The 23,665-nt window shown below is 66.8% G+C and carries 24 protein-coding genes; all 24 read left to right on the forward strand.

The genetic code is table 11. The annotated features are described in order from the left end of the window. The first annotated feature begins 7 nt into the window (after positions 1-7). Positions 8-292, forward strand: a complete 285-nt coding sequence (locus OG595_RS14500) for a hypothetical protein (RefSeq protein ID WP_329271970.1) — start codon at positions 8-10, stop codon at positions 290-292. Beyond that, a complete protein-coding gene (locus OG595_RS14505; RefSeq protein WP_329271971.1) occupies positions 279-1,478 on the forward strand; it encodes a hypothetical protein in 1,200 nt (399 codons plus the stop codon). Before OG595_RS14500 ends, OG595_RS14505 begins: the two co-directional genes overlap by 14 nt. Further along, positions 1,475-2,437, forward strand: coding sequence for a phage baseplate assembly protein V (locus OG595_RS14510; RefSeq protein ID WP_329271973.1), 963 nt, complete (start codon positions 1,475-1,477; stop codon positions 2,435-2,437). The genes OG595_RS14505 and OG595_RS14510 overlap by 4 nt, the downstream gene beginning before the upstream one ends. Before the next feature lie 9 nt (positions 2,438-2,446). Further along, the gene (locus tag OG595_RS14515; RefSeq protein ID WP_329271975.1) at positions 2,447-3,541 is read left to right on the forward strand and encodes a poly-gamma-glutamate hydrolase family protein; all 1,095 of its coding nucleotides are present in this window, start codon (positions 2,447-2,449) and stop codon (positions 3,539-3,541) included. A 101-nt stretch (positions 3,542-3,642) separates the two neighbouring features. Then, positions 3,643-5,166: a baseplate J/gp47 family protein gene (locus OG595_RS14520; RefSeq protein WP_329271977.1), complete on the forward strand. Its 1,524-nt coding sequence runs from the start codon at positions 3,643-3,645 to the stop codon at positions 5,164-5,166. A gap of 11 nt (positions 5,167-5,177) precedes the next feature. After that, a complete protein-coding gene (locus tag OG595_RS14525) occupies positions 5,178-5,960 on the forward strand; it encodes a hypothetical protein (protein WP_329271978.1) in 783 nt (260 codons plus the stop codon). 7 nt (positions 5,961-5,967) lie between these two features. Beyond that, positions 5,968-8,889, forward strand: a complete 2,922-nt coding sequence (locus tag OG595_RS14530; RefSeq protein WP_329271980.1) for a hypothetical protein — start codon at positions 5,968-5,970, stop codon at positions 8,887-8,889. Then, positions 8,886-10,967 (forward strand): hypothetical protein, encoded by a 2,082-nt coding sequence (locus tag OG595_RS14535; protein WP_329271982.1) that lies wholly within the window; start codon positions 8,886-8,888, stop codon positions 10,965-10,967. The genes OG595_RS14530 and OG595_RS14535 overlap by 4 nt, the downstream gene beginning before the upstream one ends. A 466-nt stretch (positions 10,968-11,433) precedes the next feature. Then, positions 11,434-12,315: a hypothetical protein gene (locus tag OG595_RS14540; RefSeq protein ID WP_329271985.1), complete on the forward strand. Its 882-nt coding sequence runs from the start codon at positions 11,434-11,436 to the stop codon at positions 12,313-12,315. 97 nt (positions 12,316-12,412) lie between these two features. Continuing rightward, the gene (locus tag OG595_RS14545) at positions 12,413-12,823 is read left to right on the forward strand and encodes a hypothetical protein (RefSeq protein ID WP_329271987.1); all 411 of its coding nucleotides are present in this window, start codon (positions 12,413-12,415) and stop codon (positions 12,821-12,823) included. Positions 12,824-12,989: 166 nt separating this feature from the next. Then, a complete protein-coding gene (locus OG595_RS14550; RefSeq protein ID WP_329271990.1) occupies positions 12,990-13,520 on the forward strand; it encodes a hypothetical protein in 531 nt (176 codons plus the stop codon). Next, complete coding sequence (locus OG595_RS14555) at positions 13,517-14,182, forward strand: AAA family ATPase (RefSeq protein WP_329271993.1); 666 nt, start codon at positions 13,517-13,519, stop codon at positions 14,180-14,182. Before OG595_RS14550 ends, OG595_RS14555 begins: the two co-directional genes overlap by 4 nt. Then, positions 14,179-14,640: a hypothetical protein gene (locus OG595_RS14560; protein ID WP_329271995.1), complete on the forward strand. Its 462-nt coding sequence runs from the start codon at positions 14,179-14,181 to the stop codon at positions 14,638-14,640. The genes OG595_RS14555 and OG595_RS14560 overlap by 4 nt, the downstream gene beginning before the upstream one ends. Further along, positions 14,641-14,916: a hypothetical protein gene (locus OG595_RS14565; protein ID WP_329271997.1), complete on the forward strand. Its 276-nt coding sequence runs from the start codon at positions 14,641-14,643 to the stop codon at positions 14,914-14,916. It begins immediately after the preceding gene. After that, positions 14,913-15,191: a hypothetical protein gene (locus OG595_RS14570; protein ID WP_329272000.1), complete on the forward strand. Its 279-nt coding sequence runs from the start codon at positions 14,913-14,915 to the stop codon at positions 15,189-15,191. The genes OG595_RS14565 and OG595_RS14570 overlap by 4 nt, the downstream gene beginning before the upstream one ends. Further along, the gene (locus OG595_RS14575; protein WP_329272002.1) at positions 15,188-16,420 is read left to right on the forward strand and encodes a DnaB-like helicase C-terminal domain-containing protein; all 1,233 of its coding nucleotides are present in this window, start codon (positions 15,188-15,190) and stop codon (positions 16,418-16,420) included. The genes OG595_RS14570 and OG595_RS14575 overlap by 4 nt, the downstream gene beginning before the upstream one ends. Then, positions 16,398-17,369, forward strand: a complete 972-nt coding sequence (locus OG595_RS14580; protein WP_329272005.1) for a toprim domain-containing protein — start codon at positions 16,398-16,400, stop codon at positions 17,367-17,369. The genes OG595_RS14575 and OG595_RS14580 overlap by 23 nt, the downstream gene beginning before the upstream one ends. Beyond that, positions 17,369-18,955: a DEAD/DEAH box helicase gene (locus OG595_RS14585; protein ID WP_329272008.1), complete on the forward strand. Its 1,587-nt coding sequence runs from the start codon at positions 17,369-17,371 to the stop codon at positions 18,953-18,955. The genes OG595_RS14580 and OG595_RS14585 overlap by 1 nt, the downstream gene beginning before the upstream one ends. A 102-nt stretch (positions 18,956-19,057) precedes the next feature. Further along, the gene (locus OG595_RS14590) at positions 19,058-19,528 is read left to right on the forward strand and encodes a hypothetical protein (protein ID WP_329272010.1); all 471 of its coding nucleotides are present in this window, start codon (positions 19,058-19,060) and stop codon (positions 19,526-19,528) included. Between the two features lie 92 nt (positions 19,529-19,620). After that, on the forward strand, positions 19,621-19,977 hold the full coding sequence (locus tag OG595_RS14595) for a hypothetical protein (protein ID WP_329272012.1): 357 nt from the start codon (positions 19,621-19,623) through the stop codon (positions 19,975-19,977). A 3-nt stretch (positions 19,978-19,980) separates the two neighbouring features. Then, positions 19,981-20,727, forward strand: coding sequence for a hypothetical protein (locus OG595_RS14600; RefSeq protein ID WP_329272014.1), 747 nt, complete (start codon positions 19,981-19,983; stop codon positions 20,725-20,727). Positions 20,728-20,820: 93 nt separating this feature from the next. Then, positions 20,821-22,704 carry a DNA polymerase gene (locus OG595_RS14605; protein ID WP_329272016.1) on the forward strand — a complete coding sequence of 628 codons (1,884 nt, stop codon included), beginning with the start codon at positions 20,821-20,823 and terminating at the stop codon, positions 22,702-22,704. Between the two features lie 64 nt (positions 22,705-22,768). Then, the gene (locus tag OG595_RS14610) at positions 22,769-23,101 is read left to right on the forward strand and encodes a hypothetical protein (RefSeq protein WP_329272018.1); all 333 of its coding nucleotides are present in this window, start codon (positions 22,769-22,771) and stop codon (positions 23,099-23,101) included. Continuing rightward, positions 23,098-23,508: a hypothetical protein gene (locus OG595_RS14615; protein ID WP_329272019.1), complete on the forward strand. Its 411-nt coding sequence runs from the start codon at positions 23,098-23,100 to the stop codon at positions 23,506-23,508. Before OG595_RS14610 ends, OG595_RS14615 begins: the two co-directional genes overlap by 4 nt. Positions 23,509-23,665 lie beyond the last annotated feature (157 nt).

Raw genomic sequence — 23,665 nt, forward strand, 5'->3', positions numbered from 1 at the left:
AGACGGCATGGCCATCGACATCACCTCGCGCTACCAGCGCAACGAGACCGCCCTGGTCCCCGACCGCAACGGCAAACTCCAACTCGCCGTCATGCCTCGCCGGCCCGCCGCACAGACGCTGCGCGTGACCGACTACCGCTGGCGAACCGACGAACGCGTGGACTACGTCGCCTCCCGTTATTACGGGTCGGAGTCCTCCTGGTGGATGTTCGCGGAGGCCAACCCGAACATCCTCGACTGGAGCCAGGTGCAGGCCGGCCAGCAGATCTTGGTGCCCCGTGGCGTGGCGTAAGGTCTACCGGCCCCACCTGCTCTGCCGCACGCCTGGGCTGGAGCGGGGCGCCTGGCTGTCCAGCGTGGACGTCTACCAGGACGAGGGCGCGCACCAGGTCGTCGAGCTGACCGTCATGCACACCTACAACCCCGCTTTCCCCTCGCAGGCATGGCGGACGCCAGCCGGGTCGGTGTGGCCGGAGAACACGGCCGTGCACCTGCGTTTCGGCTGGTACGCGGACGACTCCGCCGACTGGTACGGGTACGTCGCCTCGTCGCGTGTTGTGGGCAGTGAGACGGACCCCCGGTTCGGGCACGCTGTGCAGGTGCCGGTGGTGTACACGCTGACCGGGGCGAGCATGCCGATGCAGACGCGCCGCAACCGAAGCTGGGCCGGCACGACGGCCTCGGCCGCGGCCCGCCAGATCGCCCGGGAGTACAACCTTCAGCCCCGTGTGGATGCGACCTCGTACGTCTGGGAACAGAGCACCCAGGCGAGCAGCGACTGGCAGTACCTCAACGACCTGGCCGACCGCAGCGGCTACCGGCTCTACTGCGACAACACGTCTCTGTGGTTCGTCACCCGTCGCACGGTCATGCAGAGCCCGGACGGGACCTGGCCGGTTTTCTGGCAGCGCAAAACCCCCGGCGCCATCGACACTCTGCGGGAGTTCAGCGCTGTGGTGGGCGACACTGATCCGGCCGGCGGCCTGCGAGCCCGCTACAAGACGACCGCGTTCAACCGGGTGTCGAGCGTCCTGACCGAGAGCACCTTCACCCAGGACCGCACCACCGTGCAGGGCCGGGCCGTCGACCCGCTGCTGACCTCGCAGTACAGCACGCGGCCGGCGGACTCCTACGCGCAGTCGCAGCGGCTCTTGGGCGCGGAGGCCGACTGGCTGTGGGTGGAGGCCCGTGCCGTGGTCAACGGCGACCCGCGGCTGAAGCCCGGGGCCATCGTCGAGCTGCGTGGCGCCGGAATCGGGGACGTGAACACAGGGCTGTGGATGGTCCGGTCGGCCGTCCACAAGCTGGGGATCAACCCGGTGTACCCGCAGAAGTCGACGTACACCACGACGCTGGTGGTGGGTCGCGACGACGTCCGCGGCCTCACGCTGGGCGTCCAGAGCCGGCCGAAGCCCGCGGCCCCCACAGTCCTGGTCTCCGGGCGCTGGCGGGCCGCGTACACGGGAGGGACGACGTGAGCACGTCCGGGGTGTACGCCGGCATCGTCATTGCCACCAACGATCCCCAGCACCGGCGCCGCGTACGGCTGCGCATCCCGCAGGTCACCGGGACGGCCGTTTCCGGGTGGGCCGAACCGGTCTCGTTCGGCACCGTCGTGTCCGGCGACCAGGTCACCGTGGCGTTCGAGGGCGGGGACCTGAACTACCCCCTCTACTGGCCCCAGCAGAGCGTTTCGCCCTGGACGCCGTTGACGCTGGAGTCCGGGTGGGTGGCGTCGTCGGCCGGCACGCCGCTCTACCGGACCACCGCGGACGGCATGGTCGAACTGTCCGGCTCGGTGGAAACCGCCGAATCCATCGCGACGGGCAGCGCGGTGAAATTCGCGAGCCTGCCTGACCTTGCCCGGCCCATCGAGCGGACCCGCGCGACGACGGCCACCATCTACCGCACGGCGTACAACTCGAAGACCGCCTACGCGGAGCACCGCACCACGATCTCGACCACGAGCGCGACCTACGTCACCGACGCCAACGGCCCGAGCCTCACCTTCATCGCGCCGGCCTCGGGACAGGCCGCGGTCGTCTTCGGCGCCATGATGCAGAACACCACGGCCACGGGCCGCTGCCTGATGAGTGTCCGGGTCCTCCAAGGCGCGACCGTCATTGCGGAAGGCGACGACAACCGCTCCGCAGAACTCCAGGGCACGAATAACACCACGGCCGTCAACTCGCGCCAGGTCACCGGCATGACGCCTGGGACGACGTACACCGTCACGGCCGTCTACCGGACGGAGGGGGCCAGCAGTTCCGCGTCTTTCGACAACAAGTGGATCGTCGCCATTCCTGTGGGCCAGCACGACACACCCTCAGCGCGTATCACCATGGAAACCAATGGAGACCTGACCGCGCTGTTCCCTGGCGGCGCCGCCCCTACCTACGACATGTCGCTGACCGGCATCCGGGCCCGCCTTATCTGAGGAGCAGCCGTGACTACGTACCCCTATTTCCGCAGCCTCGCAGCCGTGAAAACTCTCGGCATCGACTACGACATCAAGAACCGGTACGGCACCGGCGACTACCTGATCTACATCGCCATTCACGGTGGGGCGATGGAGCCGCCCACCTCGCAGCTCGCGGTGTACTGCGCCGACGTAACCGGCGCGTACTACTCCTTCGAGGCCCTGAGCGACCTCACCGCCGCCACCCTCAGCCTGTCGGCGACCACGTTCGACGAGCCGTTTTGCCAGGTCAACGTCGGCAACAGCTTGCGCGCAATCAGCTTCCGCGGAGTGGAGGACCAGCGAGAGAGCGAGGAGGTCGCCTACGTCTCCGGGCTCGACGACGTCCTGGTGGCTCTGGTCAGTCAGGAGCTGACCGTTGCGGGGTTCATCGTCGACACCCCGCCCCTGCGTTTCGAGGGCAGCGACCCGCAGAACATCGTCAACAGGACGCGCCTGCGCGCCGGCGTCCAGGTCGACCTCACCCGGTCCCTGCGCAAGAGCTTCTACGCCGGCGGGGACCTGTCGACGGCGGCCGTGAGCAACCCGGCCAACCGACTGCCGCCGTTTTTCTCCTTCGGAGATGCCATCAAGCGGGCCGCGGCCCAGGTTCCGCTTACCGCGGAACAGCACGAGACTCCGCCGGTCATTCGGGTAACCGGGGCCGTGGACACCTCCGTCAGCGTGGCGATGACCACGCCTTTCGCCATCGACCACACCGGGGCAGTGGCCTCGACCACCGACCAGCGCGAGCAGCTCGTGGACCGTGTGCATGCCCTGGTGGGCACGCATCCTGGTGAGCGAGTCATGCGTGCCACGTACGGGGTACCGACCTCGGCCGCCCTGTTCGCGGTCAACGCGGACGCGGCTCACGCGCAGCTTGAGCGGGCGGTCATCGACGCCGTGGGGGCGTTCGAGCCGAGCGCCGTGGTGTCCGCTGTGACCGCTGATGTCGACGACGAGGCCGGGTCGGTCCGGGTCAACGTCCAGGTCTCGCGATCCGACGTGCCGAACGCCGAGCTGGACACCACGCGAACCGTGGGGGTCCTCGTAGGCGGCACCGTGGTTGCGGCCGGCGGGTAGGCCATTAACGGAGCTTCGCGTAAAACCGTAGAATCCGAATATCAGCCGGCACACATTTCTAACTCGATCCCGCTGGCGGGGACCGAGAGGGAGTGTGCCTGGTGGCAGTCGACAGCGGGTCGGTAGCGAGTATCGACTACACGTCGCGCGATTTCACGGGCTATCGCGATGCACTGCTGGCGTACGCACAGCAGGTGCTTCCCGAATGGACGTCCCGGTCCCCCGCGGATTTCGGCGTCGTCATGGTCGAGCTGTTTTCGTATCTCGGCGACATCGTGTCGTTCTACCAGGACCGCATCGTGGACGAGGGATTCCTTGCCACGGCGACCCAGCGTTCCTCGGTCGTCGCCATCGCGCAGCAGCTCGGGTACCAGCCGCACACCGCGATCCCGGCTACCGGTCAGGTGGCGTTCAGCCCGGCGCCAGGACTGACCTCTCCGCTCACCCTTCCGGCCGGTACCCAGGTCATCACCTCGTACATCGCCTCTCTCGACCGGCCGGTCACGTACGAGACGACTGCGGACGTCATCGTGCCGGCGTACACCTCCCCCGTGCCCCAGGCCGTCGCGCTGGTGGCTGAGGGTGCCACGCAGGGCGACCGGACGCTGGCTCTGTACGCCTCGACCTCGGGGCAGCCGGCGACGACCGTGCGGGTGGAGGACATCGGCAGCAGCGACGGCACCAAGTCGCAGGTGTTCACGCTGGCCCAGGCCCCCGTGCTGCTCGACACGGTGCGGGTCTTCGTAGACGACGGCGTAGGTGGCACGGAGTGGACGAGGGTCGACAACTTCCTCCTGACCCGTGAGTCCGACCTGATTTTCACTGCGGCAACGGATGACCGGGGCGTCACGCAGGTCACTTTCGGCGACGGGGTCAACGGCGCGGTGCCGGCGACCGGATTGACCATCGCAGCGGCTTACCGGACCGGCGGTGGCTCGTACGGCAACGTGCCGCAAGGGTCCATCTCGGATCTCTCCGAGTCAGTTCCCGGAGTGGTGGTCGCCGGGTCCTCCCCGATGGCCGGCGGTGCCGACGAGGAGACCATCGACCAGATCCGCATCAACGCGCCCAGGGTTTTCCGGACCCAAGGCCGGGCGGTCAGCGCCACGGATTACGCCGACCTCGCCCTGACGGTCGCCGGCGTGGCAGATGCCCGTGCGGTAGTCCGCTCCGCCAGCGCGGTGACCATCTTCATCATCGGTCCGAACAACATCCTGCCGAGCGAAGGACAGCGAGACGCGGTCGCCCAGTACGTGCAGGCCCGCTCCCTTTCCGGCGTGGTCGTCAATGTCGTCAACGGCACGCTGGTCCCGGTCAACATCGGCTCCACCACGCTGCCGGTCCTCATTTCGGTGCAACCCCGCTACCGACGCGACACGGTGAAGCTCGCGGTCCAGCAAGCCATTCAGAGGGTGTTCACCCCGCCGGAAACCACGTTCGGTTCACGGGTCTCCATTTCGCACCTCTACCGAGCCATTCAGGAGGTCCCGGGAGTGGACTGGGCTGTCATTCAGATGATGGCGCGCTCCGATCTGACGCAGAGCGGCACGGCCGACGTCGTATGCCGCGACAACGAAATCCCGATCGTCGGCAACATCGTGATCACCGCCAGCGGCGGAGTATAGGAGCCCGCACCATGCCCGCTGTATATCCCATGTCGGTGCGGTCGTTCACACCGAAGACCGACAACGTCGACGTCATCTGGGCTGCCCACGTCAATGACTTGCAGAACGAGATGGCGGCCGTCGAGCGCACGGTGGGCGCCAACCCGCATGTCTGGCCCGGCTGGGTACCGGGCGGGAGCACGACCTGGCCGCCGAAGACCGGCACGATGACCGTCAAGACCCCAGCGCCCATTGCCAACTTCGGCGCTGCCAAAACCTATGCGTCCGTGGCCGACCGGCTCAAGGCGATGCAGCAGCAGGTGACGTGGCTGTCTCTCATGACGCAGCTCCTGGCCGGGCAGTCCGGGCAGAGCAAGCCCTTCAAGCCGGCCGCGGCCGTCATCCGGGCCCCGGGTATGAAGATCCCTGCCGGCGAGGGCAAATGGGTTCCGTTCAAGTGGGGTGCGGCCGATTTCGACCCCAACAAGATGTACCAGGGCGGATCGAACATCTACTCACCGCTCACCGGGTTCTGGGACGTCTCGGTGAACGTCTGGGCCGACTCCACGGTACGAAAGGCCAACGACTTGCACTTCGTGCACGTCCGGCTGATGCGTGGCTCAGAGGAAATCGCCGGTCAGGACAGCCTCATCGAGACGCAGACCTGGATTCGCCACCGCATCAACCTTTCCTGGCAGGGGCGTTGGAACAAGGGCGTGCCCATTCAGGTTCAGGTGAGCCAGCACGGTGCGAGCGACAACACCGTGGACGCAAACTGCAACATTTCCGTGTCGTTCGTACGCGACCTGACGTGAGGTGACGATGGGCGTCTACGAACTCGATATCTACGCCAAGACTCTCTACGGCGCACCGCTTTTCGTTTCCTTCGAATCCGCCATGTCCGCCGAGCAGCGCGGGTACGGGGCCCTGGAGGTCTCGTGGGAGACGCCTATCCAGGCGAACTCCAGTCAGATCCTTGCCGGGGTGAAGTCCTGGAGCCGGCTGCGCCTGGTCCGCAATTCGTACGGCATCCCGGAGACAGAGGACGACGGCTGGGTAATCCTCGAAAGCAGCGCGGGAGTTGGCGGCGGCAGCGGTGACCCCACGAACCGCTTCCTCGACGACTCGGCGGTTCCCGGCCGGGTCTACTACTACGCCGTTTTCGTCAGCACGGCCCCCGACGTCTACGACTCCGCCACCGCCTACTACCCCGGCGACCTCGCCACCTACAGCGGCAAGGTGTACGTGGCCTCCGCCAACTCGACGGGCCTCCAGCCCGACACCAACCCGGGGAGCTGGACCCTCACCGGCATGACGGAGTCGTGGTACCGGTGCGGAGGCTGCGTCGGCCTGGCCGTAAAGGACTTCACCCACAGCGAGCTTCTCTACGACCACATCCCCCGCCCGTACAAGGTCGACGTGGTCGAAAGCACCGCTTCGAGCATTCCGGTGAACGAGCAACTCCTGCGTTTCTGCCGGATCTTCGGGTACTTCTTTGACGTCATCAAATGCGAGCACGACCAGTTGCTCCGCATCAACAACGTCATGCTTTGCACCGACCGCCAACTCATGCTGCGTTCCCATGAGTTGGGCGTCAACGACCGTATGCCGGCACTGCCGGAGCTACGCCGCTCCTACGTGGCGAACGCGGCACTGATCCAGCGGGACCGCGGCAGCGTGGAGTCCACCCAGAAGCTGGTCAAGGCCCTCACCGGCTGGGACTCGGACGTCCTGATCGGCTACAACGAGCTGCACGATCTCGACGAGGCCGCCTTCGCCAGCCCCTCGTACCCCGACTGGCAGCGGGACAAGGTCTACTACACCACCGTCGGTTCCCAGCTCTACTCGGACATCGTCACCTACAACGGCACCCTGTACGCGGCCATCGGCACCCCCCGCCGCGAGTCGGCCTACCTGTCCTACACGGGCTCCAACCCGGTCCGGACGGGTACCGGATCGATCGTAAAAGACCCCGATCGGGTGGCCGACCCCTACCCCGGCTACGTCCGCCTCAGCAACGCCGCGGCCGGCGACACCCTCACGTACACCTTCGCCGCACCGGCGGCCGGCACCTACACGGTCCTCGCCGTCCTGATCGCCGACCCCGCCGGCGGCATCATCAGCGCGAAGGTCAACGGAGTCGACGGCGGCATGACCCCCATCGACCTCTACAGCTCCTCGCGACAGCAGGTGCCCGTCGCGGTCGTCGGCACCTTCACCCTCACCGCGACCGGCAACACCCTCACTCTGACCAGCACCGCAAAGAACGCCCTGTCCAAGGGCTACGACATCACCATCTCCTACCTGCTCATCCAGGGCACCGGCGTCAACTTGAACGTCACGCCGACCGGCCACGCCCAGTCCGCGACCTACTGGCAGGCCATCACGCCCAACACCTTGAAAGACACCCAGACCGAGTGGAATCCGCTGACTGCGGGATACGGCTCCTGGAACCTGCTGATCCCGGGCGGCGCCGTCAATCCGGACGTCACCGCCACCGCCACCCCCGACTGGTGGATCTCCCCACAGGGCGCATCGGTCGGTACCGGCAGCCCCGGCAGCGGAAACAGCCTGAATTACACGGCCCTCGGCACCGCCGGCACGCGCGAAGTCTTCCTCTCCGGCCCCGTCCGCACCACCGCCTGGAGCACCTCGGAGACCTACTACCCGGGGCAGGCAGTCACCTGGAATCCCCTGGGCTGGGCCACGGCTCCGGTGTACGTCGCCGTCACACAGAGCGTGGGCCGGCAGCCCGACCTCAACCCCGACAAGTGGCGCTTCACGCCCTACCGGTCGAATTTCACTCCCGAGGCGAGCCGCATCCTGACCGACTCGGTCTACACGCCGAAGGTCGTCTCCTGGTCCCCGACGCGCTCGTACAAGAAGGGCGCCCGGATCTCCTGGCGGGGACACCTCTACGAGGCCGCGCGGCCTTCGCTGGGCATCTACCCGACGGGCTACAGCACCGACAACCTGTGGTGGCGCTGGTGCGGGCTGAATATCCAGCGCTACACCTACTCGCTCTACCACAACCGCACCTCGACAGCGACCGGCGAGGACGTCCGGCTGTTCATCAACTGGTACAACTCCAACGGCACTTACGGCGGGCTGGGCTTCGTGCAGTCCGACGCCCAGATGCTGTTCGACCGGTTCGAGACGACGCCGACCTACCCGCAGGCCACCGGCAGCGCGCCCGCCGGCTGGACGGTGCCGACAGCAGGCACCCACGGCGTGGCCATCCCCTGGGTCACGGCCTGGGGCACCTGGGCCAACACTCGCGGTGTCGTACGTCCGACGGCCTGGAACTCCGCATCCGCCCTGGAGCGCCAGGCCGGCCGCGTCATGTTCTTCCAGCGGGACTGGGTCTACCCCACCCCTCCGGCCGGACAGCAGGGCGAGCAGGTCTACGCGACGTTCATGTCCGCGCCGGACGGCAGCCAGGCCCTGATGGAACACGGCCTGACCTTCCGGTACAACGCCTCCGCCTACTGGCTGGCCTCGCGTGACCGGCTGACGTACACCACCGTCACCGTCTCCGGCGGCACAGTCACCGCGGTCACCGTCGCCGTCGTCGCCACCTGGACGCCCATCGCCTACGGCGAGCGGATGCGCGTGCGCAACCGGTCCGGAGACATCCTCGTCGAGGCCCGCGGATGGTCTGGCTGGCGCACGCTCGCCAGCGTTTCCGACACCCGAAACAACACCGCGCTCGGGTACGGGCTGCTCGAAAGGGTCCGCACATGACCGTCGCAATCCCGATCCTGCTGGACGGCACCACGCCGAGCACGGGCGCTTTCACCCCGGCCCTCCGGCTCATCACGCAGATCGCCATGAACGCCGGCCAGAGTGTAGGAAACGGCGCCATCGCCCTGACCTACTCCGACGTTCCCGGCGCCTTCACCGATTTCGCGGTCGTGCCGTACGGGCCATCCGTGCAGACCGATCCAGCTTTCAGCCACGCCACTTCAGCCGTCATTCGCCTGGGCGGCACCGACCCGACCAACACCTGGCGGCGCCTCTCACTGACAGTCGAGTCCCCTAACCACAACTACGCCCCGGGCCCGATCGGCGGGATCTACGGGACGTTCGATTACGCCCGCCTGGGCATCACGTCGTCGGCCATGGCCGTGGGCGAGACGCAGCAGATCGCCTACGCGCAGTTCGAGCGCACGCCCCCGGGCATCGACCTCGACACGAGCCAGTTCGGCTCCAACCTGTTCGACCTGGAGCAGTCCTCGTACGAGGGCCGGCTGATGTTCACACCGGTCGGGGGCGGTGGCGAGACGGCCCACATGACGTACGTCCGCACCAACGAGTACACCTCGTGCGGCGAGTATTCGGGGAAGTTCGTCTATCAGAGCCCGCCGGCCGACAACTCATATGCGGCCGTGGCCCAGTTCGGCAGCTACCCGAACCTGATGGCCAAGCGGCAGACGTACGCGGACGTCAAATACAGGACATTCCTCCCCGGCGAGGGAACGCCGGACAACCCCAACGGGACCGGCGTATCGGGCGGCACCCCCGTGCCGGCCCCCGCCTCCCTCACCCTTGAACCCCTGCAAGCCGCACTGGTACGCGTCGAGCCCGGAGTCACCTACCAGGCCCAGATCTCCGTCGCCACGGAAACGGCCGGCCTGGACATCCGCTGCGCCGTCCTGCGCTTCGACGCGAATTTCAACCTCCTCGGCACCTTCGCGGCCGGCAGCACCGTGACCTCAGCCGGCGGCTACAGGTGGCAGCAGGCCACGGCCACGCACACCATGGACGCCACCGCCGCCTGGGCCGCCGTCGTCCCTCGCCTCAGCTCGGGCGGCGCCTCGCGCGTGCAGTTCTACGTGGACGAGCACCGCTTGTGGGTGCCCTCCACGCTGGCCACCAAGAGCGGCGGGGCTTCACCGGCCAGGGCGTGGCAGCCGCCGCGACAGTTGATCATCAAAGTGCGGGCGACCCGCGTGAACTACGCGAAAAACCCCAGCTTCCAGAATTCGCTCTGGGGCTGGGGCCAGGAGAAGGACGGATCGGTGACCTCCGCCCTGACGCTGGCCACCGGGGGCGGCATCGTTGGCAACGCCGCGCAGTACAGCATCACGACCGTGCCCACGGCCACCCTGGTCAACGGCGCGTCCCCACGCACCGGCGTCATCTCCCAGACCGCTCAGCCGGCCCTCGTCGATCGGCTCAGGCCCGAGACCGTCTACACGGCCTCGATCTACGTCCTGCCGATGGCCGGCGAGGTACCCGTCACGCTTTTCGCCAGCGACGGCACAAACATCATCCGCGGCACGAGTACGCCGATTTTCGATCCAACCGGAAACTCGGTCTGGACCCGGCTGTGGGTGAGTTTCAAGACGTCGTCCACGTACGGCGGAACGCTCCGGCTCTACCTGGGCTACGCGGCCGACGACGTCGCCAGCGTCTACGCGGCCGTCACGCCGGGCACCAGCGACGCCGTCTGGCAGCTCCAGGAGGAGGCGCCCACGGCCGAGCCGACGTGGTCCCAGAGCGCCCCCTACACCGCCGGCGCCCTGGTCCAGTGGGACGGGCAGTTGTGGCAGGCCCTCGTGAAGAACGGGCCGTACGCGAACGTCGGCCCGCTGACGTTCCGCTACGACCACCTCCTGGTCGAGCAGGCCGACAAGCTCGCCCCCTATTTCGACGGCAACGAGCCCTCGGCCGACTACGTATGGGAAGGCACCCCCGGGGACTCCCGCTCGCACTATTACCGCGGAAAAAGGGTCAGTCAGTACCGTCTCGATCAGCTCATTCAACGGCAGATCGGCGTGGGCGCCTCCTATCGGCTCGTGTATGCCAGCGCCCCGTGACCCGGGAATCGCCATGCTCTCTCTGATCGTCCTTGCACTCGCCACGTTCTTCGTATGGGAGTGCCTCGTGCGCCCGCTAGTTGGCGCCCTGTGCTCGGTGCTGCCGATCCCTGACGCGGTCTCGGCCTATGCGAAAGCCCTGACCGCGTTGGGGGTCGCGGTCGCCCTGGACCGGTGGATCGGACGGGATTTTCAGACGGTAATGGCGGCTGCCTCGATCGCCGGCACCCTGCACCTCCTCAGCCGTAAGAGTGAGACTCCCCGAATTGCCACCGTGACGCGTGGCAGGTCCGGACGGGGGATGCCAATGCCAGGCCCGTGAGGTGAAAGCCGCTGTCTCACTCATACGGCCGAGACTGGGCCAAGCGAGTGGTCTTAAACAAAATGCCCTGTCGCACCTATTTCCTACGGGTCAACACAGGCACTATCGCTGACACCCCACCCGATCAACCCATGTGAGGAAAATATGGCTTTGCGTCCGGTCACCTTGGGGATTCTGGGAAACGCGGAGGTTGCCGGAAACCTCATCGTCGACACCCTCAACGCGCACTTCGCCCTCGGAGCCGAGGACCACGAGGGCTACTTCGCCCCCTCCGACCGCTACGAGCTGCACGCGCTCATCCCGGCCGGCGAGACCGTCACCTCCCAGGGCATCCACGCCTTCTGGGAATGGGTCGTGCGGTGTGAACTGCCGTACCAGGTGCTGTTCGACGAGACCATGAACGAGCGCACCGACGACATCCTCGGCAACGTCGAGAACCCCGAGGACGACATCTACATCAACTGCGTCGACCCGGACCTCGGCATGGTGGGAAAGCTCGCCAAGGCCGAGAACCCGATGCTGCTGGTGCTGTCCAACGAGGGCCAGTTCCTCGACGGAGTCACCGCGGACGCCGCCGCGGCGGCCCTGCGGGAGGGCATCCCGGTCCACGACCTGTCCCGCATGCTGCTGGAGATCACCTGGCAGCACCTGCCCGACCACGAGCCGCCCGCGGAGGCGGCCATGGAGGTCGAGCCGGACGGGCAGATGGCGCTCGTGGTCAGCGACGCCCCCGACGTCACGCTCACGGCCGGTGAAGTCGCCGCGGTGAACCGGACGCTGGAACTGGCGGAGACCTTCGTCGACCGCCTCTTCGGCGAGCTGGTCAACGAGGCCGCGACCCTGCGGCAGAGCCTCATCCACGGGCGCTCCCTCCTCGCGCCGCGGCCGGAGACGCCGGCCGAGTCCCAGGGCGAGGAGCCCAAGAAGACACGGCTCGAAATCTTCAACCCCGAGTCCGGGAAGTGGGAGCCGGCCGGCCGCGGCCGTCCCCCCAAGACAGCGCAGACCCGTCGGGTCCCCGCCTGACAAACGGAAGACCCCCGGCGGACATTGACCGGATTCCGCCGGGGGCCGTTCGTTCTGGCTGCCACGCCAATTCAACTCATTCCACGGGGAGAATAGCATGAGCCTAGAAATTCCCGTTGACGAGATTCTCGCCCGAGTTCCCGAAAGGGCTCGCACGGCGTACACCAACCTCGTTACGCACAAGAGCAGTCGCTACGACCAGGACACCGGCTGGTCGTGCGCCTACGTCACCCAGCAGGATCTCGCGGACGAGATGAAGGTCTGCCTCCGCACTGCCACTCGGGCGCTAAGTGACCTGCGCACCATCGGACTTGTGCGCATTCTCGCCTGGCCGGGCGCTCAGACAGAGACCCAGGTTCGAGTAGGCAGCGTCTGCGTGGAGAGTCCCTTCGGTCTGCTTCGCATGGAGCAGGCGAGGATGCCGCACCACCAACTCGTGGACTGCGCTATCCAGATGCTCGTGAAATCCAACCGAAGGCTGGAGGAGAGCATGTCCGAAAGCGAGTAACTGGGCTGACGTATCAACTGACGCATTGAGCGCGCACATGCACGCTCAAGCGAAAGCACCAGCTCAAGCAAGAGAACTGCTAAATAGAAACCTTCGGTTTCTATTAGCTGCCCGCGAACATTCGTTCGCGTGCACTTCTGGACCGCCACACCAGCAGGAGACCGCGATGGCTCGACGCCAGATCGACCCCGACTCCGAATTCGACACCACAGCCTGTGCCCGGAAACTCCTCCAGGGCGCCTCAGAGCCCTCTCCAGCCCCTCAGACCGCCTGGACCCCGCCCGAGCCCGCCCCGCGCCGTGAGAGGCGCACCAGGGGCCGCGCGTACGGCCCCGACAGTGTCGCCGGCCTCGCCGACTACTTCACCCGCGCCTGCCCCCCGCTGAGCTGGGCCGGCGGCCTGGAAATCGGCAACCGCCAGGCGCTGATGACGGTCTTCAGCGAGTTGCGGCACAGCGTCGGCCTGACCCCCGACGACTGCCGCGCCCTGGTGGACCTCTACGTCACCCGGCTCGGCGACCGCCGGCCCCAGCGCCCCTACATCTGGGACTTCAAGTGGCAGCGCTACCAGCTCCTGGCGGCCCTGCGTAACTCCGGCGTGACCCGCACCGACGCCGACTACCAGAGCTGGACCGAGACCGCCTGCACCAGCAAGACCGAGGACGAGGCGTTCGTCGCCTCCTGGGAGAAGTCATGATCACGCGCCCCATGGACCCCGAGCGCGCCCGCTGGGTCGGCACCGGCATCCCGCCCCGCCTGCGCGGCATCACCCTCAACGACGTCGAGGAGATGGGCCCCAGTCACCCCCAGGCCCTCGCGAACGCCCGCGCCTACGTCGACCAGTTCCGCGGCCAGCAGGACAAGAACTGGAAGGGCCTGCCCACCAACCCCAACATCTTCGGCCAGGGCCTGATGTTCGCCGGCCCTCCGAACACGGGGAAGACCACGCTCGCCGCCGCGGTCCTGTGCGAGCTGCGCCGCCGCTGGAACGTGAGCGTCTACTACTCGCGCTTCCCGGCCCACGTGGACCGCAAGATCGCGCTGCTCAAGGCCGGCGGAGACGCCAACCCCGAGGAAGTGTCGCGCATGACGTACTCCGTCGAGCGCGTCGAATGGGCCGACGTGGTCCTCCTCGACGACGTCGGGCAGGAGCACACCACCAGCACGGGATACGCCGAAGACACCCTCTCCGAGCTGCTGCGCCAGCGCTTTGACGAGGGCCTGCCCACCCTCATCACCACCAACTTGGGCGGCAGTGAGTGGGCGCAGCGCTACTCCAAGCCCCTGCGCTCCTTCATGGACCGCTGCACCCGCCGGACCGTTTTCGTCGGAGAGGTCACGCGGAGGGCAGCGGTGTGATCGGGTACGCCGACCTCGCCGACGACGAGCCGATCCCCACCGAAGTCTTCGTCGTGTGGGAGGGCCTGATCGGACTCCCCGGCCCCAGCTACACGGAGAAACGATTCCGCAGGCGCTTGCGCTGGAACCGCGCCAGCCGGAGCGCTCTGGACCTGTTCGAGGAGACCAACGAACAGGCCGTCGGCGAGCTGTGGCGACTGTGGCAGCGCGACGTGAACGTGGCCCTGGTGACCTACCTGCCCGAAGAGTTGGCCGGCGACCTCGCCGTCCGCGTCGATGCGGAATCCATCCCCACCAGTCGGCTGGTCGTCACCACACCCAACGAAATGGCTCGGCTGCTCACCCTGCTGGGCACCGCCCATATTTTCCACTCGCTGCCCGAGCACACGCTGCGCTACGGGCCCCGGGGCATCTACGTCCACCCGCGCCACTGCGAACTGATGGGCCAGGTGGTCTGAGTGAACGACTACCGCCCGCCGGGCGCATTCCGCCGCGAGACCGTCCAGTTCATCCCAGACAGGTTCGGCAAGACCGGGCTCTTTCGCTCCGAGCTGGGGCTGGAGGGCTACGACTCCCTGCCCCTGGTCGGCTGGGCCCTCGTCGTGACATTCGAAGCCGACGAGCTGCCCCGCCTCACCGTCGAACCGGTGGTCGACGACCGGTGCATGGGCCCCGTCCCACTCGGCGACCTCGAAGAGGAAGTCGGGCCTCTGACACTGCTGGAGATCGTGTGATCAACTACCGCATCCCCCCCGAGGACAGCAACCGCATCGTCGCCCAGCTCATCCCCGACACCACCGGGAAGACCTGCCAGTTCCGCCACGAGTCCGGCGCGTCCGACATGGAATATCTCCCTCTGCGCGGGTGGGCGGTCGTCATCCGCGCCCGCGAGGGCGAGATGCCCGAGGTGACTTTCGAGCCCGTCGTGGACGACGAATGCCACGGCCCCATCGCCCTGGGCGACCTCGAAGATGAAGTCGGGCCGCTGACCCTGGTGGACATTTCGTGAGCACCATCGAAGAGGAGGTGATCAGCTACATCGCCCTCACGGGGGACCTGGAAAAGGTCACCCAAGCGCGCATCACGGCTGATCACTTCCTCGACCCGGCCAACCGCAAGGTCTTCCAGGACATCGTGAATTTCCGGGCGGACTACGGGGAGCCGCCCACGCCCGAGGTCATCGTGCGTGACCACCCGAACTTCACCTTCCACGAGGACTCTTCCGGCCCCCTCGACTACCTGATCCGGGAGCTGCACGAGGCCCGCCGGCGGGTCATCATCGACCTCGGCCTGGACGCGGTCGCCGAGGCCCTCGACAAGAACGGCTCCGAGGCAGCGCTGCCGCTGCTGCGGATGATGCTCGCGCACGCCACCACCACCTCCGCCACCTCCCGCGAAATCGACTACGCCGCCACCGGCACAGACCGTCTGGCCCTGTACCGGCAGGCACGGGACAACCCGGACCAACTCCTCGGCATCCCCACGGGCTTCAGGTTCCTGGACAAGGTGACGCTGGGCGTTCAGCCGCAGCAGATGATCGTGCTGACCGGCCTGGCCAAGAGCTGCAAAACCACGGTCATGCTCGGCATGACCCGCAGCGCGTACGACTACGGCGCCAGGCCGCTGCTCATCTCCTTCGAGATGCCGTACGCCGAAATCGCCCGGCGCCTCGACGGGTTCCTCGCCCAGGTCAACCCGAAGAAACTCCAGACCGGTGACCTCAGCCCCCGCGAGTGGAGAGCGCTGGAAGCGGCACTGAAGGACCCGTTGGGTGACCAGCCGTACATCGTCACCGAGGACCGCGCCGGCGTCATGACGCTGACCGGTATCCAGGCGAAGATCGACCAGCTCTCGCCCAGCGTCGTCTTTGTCGATGGCGCGTACTTCCTTTTCGACGAGGTCTCCCGTGAGTCGGGGACACCTCTCGCGCTGACGAACATCAGCCGCGGCCTGAAGAAACTCGCGCTGAACAACAACCTTCCGGTCGTCGTCACCACCCAGTCGCTGTCTCACAAGGTCGGCGCCAAAGGTCTGACCGTGAACAGCCTCGGCTACACCTCCGCCTGGGGCCAGGACGCAGACCTGGTCGTCGGCATGGAGGCCACCGACGAGGACTTTTGCTACCGCATGAAAGTCCTGGCCTCCCGTAACGCACCGCCCCAGGAAAACCTCATCTCCATCTCCTGGGACCCTCCCGCGTTCGAGGAGGAAGACGTTGAAGACGAACTCCCCTACTGACGTCTGGGCGCAGCTCGCCGCCTACTCGAACCCCGTCCCGGCCGACGTCGCCGGCGCGATGGGCCGGCTCGGTGTCGAGGTACTGCGGGAGGTGAGTGGGGACGACTCAACGGAGTTTCTTGCTCGTTGTCCCGCCCACCTTGCTCTGACCGGGAAGGCGGACCGCCGGCCGTCGTTCTCGGTCAACTCCCGTTCGGGGCTCTTTAACTGCTTTTCGTGCGGGTACTCCGGGGCGTTCGTCGACCTGGTGGAAGACACCCTTGGGTTCGCGCGGGTCGAGGCGTGGCATTGGATCGCACGCCACGGCGTATACCGCACACGCCACGAAGATCAGCCCGAGCGCAAGGAGCCCGAGGAGCGGATCACTGAAGCTGCGCTTGCGCTTTTCGTGCCCCCTCCCCCCGAGGCCCTTGCCAAGCGGAGACTGACCGCCGAGGCGTGCGCCGCCTTCGGTGTGCTGTGGAACCCGGGGAGGGGGCACTGGATTCTTCCAATCCGCAACCCCATGACAGGCGAGCTGTGGGGCTGGCAGGAGAAGGGGAAACGGTTTTTCCGAAACTACCCAAAGGGAATTCTGAAGTCTCGCACCCTTTTCGGTGACTTCGCGTGGCACGGCCCCACAGCCTTGCTGCTGGAATCACCGCTCGACGCCGTGCGCGCCCACTCGCTGGGCATCGAAGGGGCATTCGCATCCTTCGGCGCGCATGTCTCCGAGATGCAGATGCGGCTCATCAAGGCCCGCTGCACGACGCTCGTCCTGGGCCTCGACAACGACTCGGCCGGCAACACCTCGCGCGACCGGCTCTACCAGCGCTGGCGCCCGCGCGGACTGCCGATGCGGTTCCTCGACTACGCCGGAACCCCTGCGAAAGACCTGGGCGACATGGACGACGAGGCGGCGAAGTCCGCCTACGCCGGCGCCCACTACCCGTGGCGCAGGAGGCGCTGATGTTCACCGGAACCCTGCACCCGTACCAGCACGACGGCGTGAACCGGATTCTGTCCGACCGCCGCCTCCTAGTCGCCTACTCGATGGGCACCGGCAAGACGGTCATGGCCATCGCCGCACTGGAAGAGATGCTCGGCCGCGGCGACATCCGACGCATCGTCATCCTCGTGCCCTCCTCCCTGAAATTCCAGTGGGCCCAGGCCATCGCCGCGTTCACCGACGCCCCCAAGCGCACCCTCAAGGTCCGCGGCGCCAAGCTCACGGTCCCCACCGAGGACGTGTGCGTGATCGTGAACGGCCCGCCGGCCAAGCGCGAGCAGCAGTGGGAGAGAGCCCAGCACGCGGACTACGTCATCGCCTCCTACGGCGCCGTCCTGCACGACTGGAAGCACCTGTGCGCCGTCTGGGCCGACGCCCTGGTCCTCGACGAGGCCACCGCCATCAAGAATTTCGCGGCCCAGACGACCAAGCGCATCAAGAAACTCCGGCCGCCGGTACGCGTCGCCCTCACGGGAACTCCCGTGGAGAACCGGCCCGAAGAGGTCTTCTCCATCATGGAGTGGGTCAACGAAAAAATCCTCGGACGCTGGGACTTGTTCGACAAGAGCTACATCAACAGGAATTGGTTCGGCGGCGTGACCAGCTACAAAAACCTGGACTTGCTGCACCGCAACCTGTCCAAGGCGATGATCCGCAAGTCGCGTCTGGACCCCGAGGTCGCGAAGTACCTGCCGGCCGTCACCGAGACAACCCATGCGGTCCAGCTCGACAAGACGACCAAGGCCGTCTACAAGGCCATCCTCCTCGACCTCCAGCAGGCGATGGACGAGTTGGCGGAGGCCGGCCAGGAGCTGGACGTCGCCGCCTACTACGCCGGCGTCCGCCCCGAGGCCGGCTTCGGGGCCCAGGGCAAGGTCATGGCGCGCATCCAAGCGGCCCGGCTGCTGCTGGACCACCCACAGCTCCTCATGGACTCCGCGGTCGCCTACCACGAGACCAAGGCCGAGGGATCGGAGTACGCCGCCCAGTTCGCCGCCAGCCGTACCGATCTGCCCGACCTCAACCACTCCCCCAAGCTGAACGCCCTGGACGACCTGGTCGCCGTCATGGTCGACGAAGGCGCCAAGGTCGCCATCTTCACGGACTACCGGAAAATGCTGCCCTACCTGTCCGAGCGGCTCGAAAAGCACGGCGACCTCGTCCACTTCCACGGCCAGCTCACCGCGGACAAGAAGGCCGCCGCGCTGGCCAAATTCAAGACGGACCCGGACTGCCGGATCTTCCTCTCGACAAACGCCGGCGGGTACGGCCTCGACCTTCCCGAGGTGCAGTACCTCATCAACTACGACCTGCCCTACAGCAACGGCCTCCTGGCCCAGCGCAACACCCGGCACGTGCGCGCCAGCTCGACCTTCGAGCGGGTACACGTGGTCAACCTGGTGGTGGAGAACTCCATCGAGGAGCGGGTGCAAGCCACGCTCCGGCTGCGCCAGAACCTCTCCCAGGCCGTGATCGACGGCCGCGGCACCCACTCCATCGACATGGATGTGGAAAGCCTCTCGGACCACATCGGAAATAGCTTCTGAGGGCACTCGTTTGGCCGATTGGCGGTCATTTTTTCCGCTCGTAGGGTCAACGGCACGGAGCTATGGAGTAGCTCCTTCGCTTAACCCCTACGGGAGCACTGCGTGCCTGAAGAAAACAATCCCACGGCCGCCCCGCAGCCTCAGCGAATTCCGTTCGACCCGATCATCCCGGTGTTCCGGGAGTGGGCTGTCCTCAAGGCCCAGGTAACCGAAGAGACATCGCGGCTCAACAAGCTCCGCGACAAAGTCTCCGGCGCGGTCGAACAGCGCGGCTACACCGACCACAAGGGAAGCCAGTACCTCGATCTGCCCTTCCCGGTGCCCGCCGGCGACCACGAGTACATCCGCATCAAGCGGGAGCGCCGCGTCTCCGTCGTCGCCGACGAGGAAGCCGCCGAGCGGATTCTCAAGGGCAAGAGCGAGGCACTGTACCGCCGGGCCTTCCCGCCCGTGCCGACCCTGGACGCGGATGAGCTGTACGTCCTGCTCCAGGAAGGCCACCTGAGCGAGGCCGAGATGGACGAGATCCTCGTCCAGCGGGAGACCTACGCGTTCCGCGGACTGACCTCGTGATCGGCCCTCCGCGGCAGCCGCTCGACGTCTACCCCGGAACGGCACGCCCCCTCGGAGTTCCCCACCCCGTCCAGAGCCCGAGCGTCGGGGAGGTGGCCCGCTGGGACGAGGACCCCGTCTACAAGAAAATCAACGGCCAGTTCCGCGAGTTCTTCGCGATCAGCCACATGGCCGCAGCACTCGGCCGGTCCACCAAAACGCTCTACAAGTGGGAATCCCTCGGCCACTTCCCCGGCGCCACCTGGATCTACAACAGCGAATCCAAGAACGGCCGCCGCCGCCTATACACGCGGCGACAGATCGAAGGCGTCGTCGTCATCGCCTACGAAGAGGGCGTCCTCTCCGGGACGAAGCGATTCATCTCGCACACCCAATTCCCGGCTCGCTGCCACGAATTGTTCAGGCAAACGCGTGCCGTCCTGCCAGAACCCGTTGAAGACTGGAGCTGACTCATGCCCGAAGCCCGTACCTACGGCCGTCGCCGTGCCGTCCCCGCCGCCAAGCCGGCGGCCGAGAAGCCGGCCCGCACTGCCAGCTCCGAGACCGCCGTATCCCGGCGGGAGGTCATCACCGGCCGCGTGGTGAAGACCGGCGCGGCCTCCACCACCCAGGCCGGCTGGGACGACGTCGACAAGGTCGCCTCCGCGGCCGGCGGTGGAGACCTGTACCTCAAGGTCAACGAGAACCGCATGGTCATCAAGATCCTCGGCGACGGCCCGTTCGACGTGTTCGCGAGCCACTGGATCGACGAGATCGAGGACGGCTCCAAGTCCATCCGCTGCTGGGGCAACGCGACCTGCCCGCTGTGCCAGATCGGCGACAAGGCCAAGCGGTTCAGCGCCTGCTTCGACGTCGTCTCCCTGGAGGACCCGGAAGTCCCGGTCATGAAAGTTTGGGACGTCGGAATCAAGATCGCCCGCCAGCTCAAGGAGATCGCGTCCGACGACAAGCGCGGCCCCCTGAACCGCCCTGACCTGTACTTCACCATCCGCAAGGAGACGAAGAAAAAGAGCGTCGAGTACACCCTGGAGCGGGTCAAGGAGCGGGACCTGGACGAGGAGTACAACGTCGCCCCGCTCGGTGAGGAAGAGCTGCGCGCTTTCCAGGCCGAGTGCCACGAGTACGGCGACAAGGTCAAGGAGGCGCTCGACGAGGACGCCATGGAGGAGATCGTCCGCCTGCTGATGGACGACGCCTGACCGTCCCCACCCCCCGAAAGCTGCCCGCGCCGGCCGTTTCCCTCGCTTCTGCCGGCGCGGGCTTTCCCGTCTCCTCACCGGCCCGGGGTACTCGTGCAGCTCATCACCGACACTGTCCAACTCGAAGACGCCATCGCCCACTTCAGGAACCAGGACGGTTTCGCATTCGACGTCGAAACCACCGGCGCGCACCGCGGAGTGCCGGCCGTCAACGAGGTCGTATGGATCTCGCTCGCCACCAACGGCCGCACCGTCGTCATTCCCATGGGGCACCCCAACGGGTACCACCTGCTGCGGAAGGCGACCCGGCGGAAGAACAAACGCACCGGCGAGTGGGAACACCTCGCCGCGGAGTGGGAGGAGCCGCCACCACAGCTCCGCCCCAGCACCGTGTTCGACGCCCTGGAGGAGCTGCTTTTCTCCGAGCGGATGAAAGTCGCCCACAATGCGCCCTTCGACCTCTTGAGCGTCGCGAAGTACTACAAGGGGAAATACCCCCCGCCGCCGTACGGGGACACCATCGTCGGCGCGTGGATGCTGAACGAGAACCGGCCCATCGGTCTCAAGTCCCTCGACAAAGAGCGCTGGAATCTGGTCTACGACCTGGAAGAGGTCGGCCGCTGCATCGAGAAACACGGCTTCGGCACGGTGGCCGACTACGCGTACATGGACGCGGCCTCCACCTGGCTCCAGTGGCTCAAGATCCGGCCCGGCATCACCGCCGAGGGCCTGGAGGACATGTGGGCCCTGGAGATGGACGTCCTCGCCTGTCTCCTCCACATGGGCTCGGCCGGCGTCCCGGTGGACATCAAGGCCCTGGAGCAGCTCCGCGCCTCGCTGCGCGAGCGCATGACTCAGTGCGAGGGGGACGTCTACCGGGCGGCCGGCAAGGTCTTCAACATCGGCTCAACCCCGCAGAAGCAGCGCATCCTCTACGAGGAGCAGGGTCTGCGCCCGCGGAAACTTACGAAAAAGGGCGCCCCGAGCACCGACGCCGAAGCCCTGGAGCCGTACAAGGGCCGCAACGACGTGGTCGACGCGATCCTCTCCTACCAGGAGGTCTCGAAGATCCTCTCCACCTACGTGGAGGGCTACCTGGGCAACCCCGAGGACGACAAACCGACCCAGATCTTCGGCGGCCGGATCTACCCCATCCTCAAGCAGTACGGCACGGTCACCGGCCGCTTCAGCAGCTCCAGGCCCAACGTGCAGAACTGGCCCAGGGCGGAGACCGAGTGGGGAAAGGCCATCCGCGACCTGATCGACCCGCTCGAAGGCTTCTGCCTCCTGGTCGCCGACTACGCCCAGATCGAGCAACGCATCCTGGCGCACTTCGCGGGCAAGGGTGCGCTCTGGCAGGGGTTCTGGGACGGCGTCGATGCGCACACCGCCACGGCCGCCGCCGTGTTCGGCGTGGCACCCGAGGACGTCACCAAGCAGATGCGACAGGTCGCCAAGGCGATTGCGTTTGCAATCAACTACGGCGCCGGCCCTCAAAAAGTCGCTGACATGTCCCACACCACGCTGCGCCGCGCGAAGCAGATCCTGGCCGAGCACGAGCGCCAGTTCCCCGAGGTCTACGCCTACAAGAAGCGCCTGTTGCGCACGGTTCGCTCGCGCCGGCCGGAGCCGTACCTGCGCACGCTGCTGGGCCGCAAGCGCCGCCTGCCCGACCTGCTGTCGCACGACCACGGCCGCCGCGGAAAGGCGGAGCGCCAGGTCGTCAACAGCCATATCCAGGGCTCGAACGCGGACATCACCAAGCTGGCCCTGGTGCGCCTGAACAAGAGCCGCCTGCCCGGAATGCAGATCCTGCTCACGGTCCACGACGAAATCGCTGCCATGTGCCCGGTGGACATCGCGGAAGAGGGCGCCAAGGTGCTGCACGACGCGATGGCTGGCCCCGACATGCAGCTCCTTTCCGTGCCCGTTACCACGGACGTGAAAATCTGCAATCGCTGGAGTGAAGCCAAATAATCATTCGATCTACTCTGGCAGCATGCCCGAAACAGTCTCCGAAGCACCGGCCATCTTCCGTGGAATGCTGCGCGACGTCGTCCCATGCCGCGACTATCACGAGGTGTGCCGGATGCTCGGCCTGGTGCCCGCCGGTCCGGAAGTGGACCAGGTCGAGCACTACCAGTCGCACATGCGGATCGAAGCGTTCAACAGGGTGGCCGAGGAAGTCTTCCCCCACGCCGATATCGCGGCCGACATGTTGTACCGGCTGGCGTGCCTCAACCGGGACGGCGAGGACTGCGAGATCGACGAGGACGACCCGGAACGCGACATGTTCACGGCCGTCAGCCGCACCGCGGTAGCCGCCGTCATCGGCCACCTACTCGAAAAGGGAACCCTGGGAGTTTCGAGATGAGTGACTTCTGGCTCAACAAGCTCCGTGAGGCAGGCGGAGCAGCATCCGCGCCGGCCGCCCCCCAGGCCGGCCTCACGCCCACGGGCGCCCCGTGGTGGGCCCACCCCACCTACGGCCCCGCTCAGCCCCCGGCACAGCCGCAGCAGCCCGCACAGCAGCCCCAGGCGGCCTATCGGACGACGAAGGCGCAGTCGGCCAAGTCCCACGAGAGCTGCCCTTCCTGCGGCAGCGACGAGTACTGGCGGCCCACCGTCAACGCCCAGGCCCGGTGCAACCAGTGCCACTACCCCGTCCAGAACTCCACCCAGGGCGTGGCCATCTCCAACCGGGACGCGCCGGCGAGGGCCTCGCTGCACCAGCCGAAGGGCGCCGGATACCGGCCCGACGTCATCGTGGGCCGGATGTGAGCCGCATTCTCCTTCTCGGCGCCACCGTGTGTCTCGTCGCCGGAGCGGTCCTCGGCATCTGGTCGGCCGTGGACACGGCCCGCGATCCGCGGGTGTATCACTGCGTCGGAACGGACGATGAACCGGCGGGCTGCCCGTAAATAGAAAATAGGCCACC

This window comes from Streptomyces sp. NBC_01451 (assembly GCF_036227485.1).
In the GTDB taxonomy this organism is placed as follows: Bacteria; Actinomycetota; Actinomycetes; order Streptomycetales; family Streptomycetaceae; genus Streptomyces.

Bases quoted from the DNA above. Each gene is read 5' to 3' on its own strand.
- OG595_RS14500 (WP_329271970.1), top strand. From the start codon at position 8: ATGGCCATCGACATCACCTCGCGCTACCAGCGCAACGAGACCGCCCTG.
- OG595_RS14525 (WP_329271978.1), top strand. From the start codon at position 5,178: ATGCCCGCTGTATATCCCATGTCGGTGCGGTCGTTCACACCGAAGACC.
- OG595_RS14530 (WP_329271980.1), top strand. From the start codon at position 5,968: ATGGGCGTCTACGAACTCGATATCTACGCCAAGACTCTCTACGGCGCA.
- OG595_RS14535 (WP_329271982.1), top strand. From the start codon at position 8,886: ATGACCGTCGCAATCCCGATCCTGCTGGACGGCACCACGCCGAGCACG.
- OG595_RS14540 (WP_329271985.1), top strand. From the start codon at position 11,434: ATGGCTTTGCGTCCGGTCACCTTGGGGATTCTGGGAAACGCGGAGGTT.
- OG595_RS14545 (WP_329271987.1), top strand. From the start codon at position 12,413: ATGAGCCTAGAAATTCCCGTTGACGAGATTCTCGCCCGAGTTCCCGAA.
- OG595_RS14550 (WP_329271990.1), top strand. From the start codon at position 12,990: ATGGCTCGACGCCAGATCGACCCCGACTCCGAATTCGACACCACAGCC.
- OG595_RS14555 (WP_329271993.1), top strand. From the start codon at position 13,517: ATGATCACGCGCCCCATGGACCCCGAGCGCGCCCGCTGGGTCGGCACC.
- OG595_RS14585 (WP_329272008.1), top strand. From the start codon at position 17,369: ATGTTCACCGGAACCCTGCACCCGTACCAGCACGACGGCGTGAACCGG.
- OG595_RS14600 (WP_329272014.1), top strand. From the start codon at position 19,981: ATGCCCGAAGCCCGTACCTACGGCCGTCGCCGTGCCGTCCCCGCCGCC.
- OG595_RS14610 (WP_329272018.1), top strand. From the start codon at position 22,769: ATGCTGCGCGACGTCGTCCCATGCCGCGACTATCACGAGGTGTGCCGG.
- OG595_RS14615 (WP_329272019.1), top strand. From the start codon at position 23,098: ATGAGTGACTTCTGGCTCAACAAGCTCCGTGAGGCAGGCGGAGCAGCA.